Here is a 464-nt window from a genome sequence, read left to right as displayed (position 1 = left end):
GTTAAAAGTGGCCTACCCGGTATGGGGATTGAGCTACAGGATGTCGCTATCATTAAGCGCCTGGAAGGAATAACTCACAACACACCAGCCTATAGCGGTTGGGCGAAACAATCTGAAACGCAGATGACGCCACTGCTAACTCAGCTTTCTGCAAATTCTATCCGCTACTTTGTTTATACGCCTGCTGGTAAACGTGCCCTGGGCCCTCAGACGGGTATTGGCTACCGTTGGGAAGTGCAAGTGCAATTTCGAGAGATGCCGAAAGTCCCTTTTCTGTCTAATGATCGATTCTACCCTGCGCCAGAACCGCTTACAGCCACGCCTGGCGACATAGCAAAAGTCTTTGATAGCACATCGTCTGATAACGATTATTGGGTAAAGGAAACATTGAATGTCTGATCAACCTAACCCAAAAGATTATTACGCTGATACGGCCTACGCACCGGCTAAACGGGTAGCATGGG

At 48.7% G+C, this 464-nt stretch carries 1 protein-coding gene; it reads left to right on the top strand.

The features are described 5' to 3' along the window. Positions 1-399 (top strand): hypothetical protein (locus tag ACT3TJ_RS18070; protein ID WP_444622638.1); only part of this gene is annotated, 399 nt, incomplete at its 5' end. Between the last annotated feature and the right edge of the window lie 65 nt (positions 400-464).

It is taken from the genome of Halomonas sp. AOP30-A1-24, from assembly GCF_052378165.1.
Lineage (GTDB): Bacteria > Pseudomonadota > Gammaproteobacteria > Pseudomonadales > Halomonadaceae > Vreelandella > Vreelandella citrativorans.
Note: the sequence above shows the minus strand (reverse complement) of the source record. Positions and strands in the feature narration are given on the sequence as shown.